Genomic DNA, 3159 nt, shown 5'->3' with positions numbered 1-3159 from the left:
TTGTTGATCAGGATATCGAGCCGGCCGTAGCGGTCCCTCGCGGCTTCGACGATCTTCGCGCAGTCCGCGCCCTTGACGATGTCCGCGGCGAGCACCGACGCCACGTGGTCTTCCTCGCCGATCAGTGCGGCGGTCTCCTCGGCGCGCTCCTCGATGCGGTCGACGCAGAGCACGCTGGCGCCCTCGCGGGCGAACAGGATGGCCATGGCGCGGCCATTGCCCACGGTCTCGCCCGGCGTCTGACCGGCGCCGACGACCACTGCGATCTTGCCTTCCAGACGGCCGGTCATGGTCAGAACCCTTTCAGGTCGGGATCGAGGGTCTGGCCTTCGTCAAGCTGCACGCCGAAGGTGTTCAGGAACATGGACACCTGGGTGTACTGGCCGGCGGTGAACACTGCGTCCATGCACTGCTTGGGCGTGAAGTGGGCGGAAAGCTCGGCCCACGTGGCGTCGGTCACGAACTGGTCGGCATGGAGTTCGTCGGCCATCTTGATCAGCGCCGAATCCGCCGCGCTCCAGCCGGCGCCCGCGCCGCGTTTGATCCGCTCAATCTCGTCGGCGCTCAGTCCCTCGCGCAGGCCGATGCGGTGGTGCTGGGTCCACTCGTAGCCGGACTTGCAGAGGAAGCCGATGCGCAGGATCACGATCTCCCGTTCGCGCGGCGGCAGGTTGTTGCGGCGCGAAAGCACATAGCCGCCCCAGGCGTTGAACCGGGCGAGCGCCTTGGGGGCGCGGGCCAGCGTGCGGAAGATGTTCAGCACGGGGCCGGGCCGGAAATCCTTCAGCGCCTCGTCCTGCTCTGGCGTCATCTCCGCGTCGCTGAGCGGCGCGAACCGGGGCTTGGTCAGTCGCATCGGGATCCTCCATCGCCGTTCGTCAGCGCAGCGTCCGGTTACCTTAGCGGTGGGCGCGCGGCCATGCTAACCGAAGCCATGGCCAAGCGGATCACGCTCGATTTCCTGAAGACCGAGAGCGCCTCGGGCCTGATCCTGGCGACCGCGGCGCTGGCCGCCATAGCGCTGGCCAACTCGCCCTGGGCCCACATCTATTTCGGCTTCATCGGCGAGCCCTTCACCGTCCAGCTGGGCGCCTTCACCGAGACCCTGTCGATCATTGACTGGGTGAAGGAAGGCCTGATGGCGGTCTTCTTCTTCGTGGTCGGCCTGGAGATCAAATACGAGATCGTCCGCGGTGAGCTGGCCAATCCGCGTCGCCTGGCCCTGCCGGTGATCGCGGCGCTGGGCGGCATGGCCGGACCGGCGCTGATCTACCTGGCCATCAACATGGGCCCCGGCGCAGCGCCGCAGGGCTGGCCCGTGCCCGTGGCCACCGACATCGCCTTCGCCATCGCCGCTCTGGCGGTGGCGGGCCCGAAGCTGCCGCCGAACCTGCGGGTCTTCCTGCTGACGCTCGCCATCGTCGACGACCTGGGCGCGGTGGGCCTGATCGGCCTCCTGTTCACCGACCACTTCCGTATCCTGGAGCTGGCCGGCGCGCTCGCAGCCCTGACCGGCATGGGCCTGCTCGGCCGCTGGCGTCGCGCGCCCTATCTGCTCTACGCCATAGGCTTCGTGGTGGTCTGGGGTTTCACGCTCAAGTCGGGGATCTCGACCTCGCTGGCCGGCGTCGCCGCGGCCGCGACCATCCCGCTGGAGCCGCGCAAGCCTGGCCGGCCCGGGGTGCTGGAGGACTTCATGGAGGGCCTGCACCCTTACGTCGCCTTCCTGATCCTGCCGCTGTTCGCCTTCTGCGCGGCGGGCTTCACCATCCGCGGCCTCGGCCTCCCCGACCTCTTCGGGCCGATCGCCCTGGGCGTCGCCGCGGGCCTCTTCTTCGGCAAGCAGCTGGGCGTCTTCGGCGCGGCCTTCCTGGTGATCGTCCTGAAGCTTGCGCGGCGGCCCACCGGGGCCAAGTGGGTCGAGCTCTATGGCCTGTCGCTGCTCTGCGGCGTCGGTTTCACCATGAGCCTGTTCATCGGCCAGCTCGCCTTCCCCTCGACCGACGTCGCCGCCGAGGCGCAAGTGCGGATCGGCGTGGTCGCCGGCTCGCTGCTCTCCACCGCCGCAGGCATGGCCGTCCTCGCCTGGTCCCAGGCCCGGCGCGCAAGCGAAGAAGACTAGGCCAGCGCGGCTTTCAACGCCGCCGCGGTCTCCGCCGCCGCGGTCGCCACGGCCGGCGAGACGTCGTGCATGATGTAGAAGTCGTGGACCAGGGTCGGGTATTCCACGTGCGCCGCCGGCACGCCCGCCGCCTTCAACCGAGCGGCATAGTCGCGGCCCTCGTCCTTCAGCGGATCGAACCCGGCGGTCACCACCAGCGCCGGCGGGGCGCGCTTCAGGTCGCGCGAACCCAGCATGGCGCGGTGGGCGTGCGGATGGCCGACGGCGGCCAGCAGCTTCTCGAACCAATCCAGCGAAGCCCGCGTCAGCACCGGCCCGTCGAGGTCCTTGCGCGACGGCGTCTCCGCGTCCGGCCAGATGCCGGGGTAGAGCAGGAGCTGGAAAGCGATCCTGCGCTGCGGATCGTCCTTCAGGTCCAGGGCCACTGAGGCGGCAAGATTGCCGCCGGCGCTGTCGCCGCCGACCGCGATGCGGCGAGGGTCCACGCCCAGGTCCGAGGCGTTGTCGAACGCCCATTTGGTCGCCGTCAGGGCGTCGTCGTGACCGGCCGGGAACGGATGCTCGGGCGCAAGTCGGTAGTCCACCGCCAGGACCCTGCAGGCCCCGTCCTTCGCCAGCCGCCGGCAATGGCCGTCGTGCGTCTCCAGGTCTCCAATCACGAAGCCGCCGCCGTGGAAATAGACCAGCAAGCCCGAGGGATCGCCGAGCCCCGCCGGCCGGTAGAGCCGCGCTGGAATCGACCCGGCCACGGTCAGGTCGCGGGCCTCGACATCCTTGGGCGCATTCTGGTCCTGCGCCTGGCGCTGCATCCGATAGCCCGCCCGCACCATCTCCGGCGGCAGGGCGTCGAGCGGCGGCAACGGCTGCGCCTTCGCGGCCTCCGCCTGGGCGTCAAGCATGGCGGCGAATTCGGCGTCGAGGGTCATTGCGCGGATCTCCTCTGAAACGAAAAAGGGGTCGCCTTGCGGGCGACCCCCTGATCGATGTGCGCGGTTATTACTCCGCCGCCTGCTTCGGCACGTAGCCGAGGATCGCCT

General features: G+C 69.5%; 4 protein-coding genes. 1 reads left to right on the top strand and 3 read right to left on the bottom strand.

Annotated elements, in window-relative coordinates:
- Positions 1-290 (bottom strand): SDR family NAD(P)-dependent oxidoreductase (locus tag E8A12_RS08140; protein WP_293367474.1); only part of this gene is annotated, 290 nt, incomplete at its 3' end.
- Positions 291-292: 2 nt separating this feature from the next.
- Complete coding sequence (locus E8A12_RS08135) at positions 293-856, bottom strand: carboxymuconolactone decarboxylase family protein (RefSeq protein ID WP_293367472.1); 564 nt, start codon at positions 854-856, stop codon at positions 293-295.
- A gap of 63 nt (positions 857-919) precedes the next feature.
- Between E8A12_RS08135 and nhaA the strand changes: the two genes are divergently transcribed.
- Positions 920-2122 (top strand): Na+/H+ antiporter NhaA, encoded by a 1203-nt coding sequence (gene nhaA, locus E8A12_RS08130; protein WP_293367470.1) that lies wholly within the window; start codon positions 920-922, stop codon positions 2120-2122.
- On the opposite strand, the gene E8A12_RS08125 is transcribed toward nhaA, so the two are convergent.
- Positions 2119-3048 carry an alpha/beta hydrolase gene (locus tag E8A12_RS08125; protein WP_293367468.1) on the bottom strand — a complete coding sequence of 310 codons (930 nt, stop codon included), beginning with the start codon at positions 3046-3048 and terminating at the stop codon, positions 2119-2121. The genes nhaA and E8A12_RS08125 overlap by 4 nt on opposite strands.
- Positions 3049-3159 lie beyond the last annotated feature (111 nt).

The sequence above is a fragment of the Phenylobacterium sp. genome (assembly GCF_004799395.1).
Classification (GTDB): Bacteria; Pseudomonadota; Alphaproteobacteria; order Caulobacterales; family Caulobacteraceae; genus Phenylobacterium.
The sequence above is the reverse complement of the archived record's forward strand: the minus strand, read 5'-3'. Positions and strand labels throughout refer to the sequence as shown.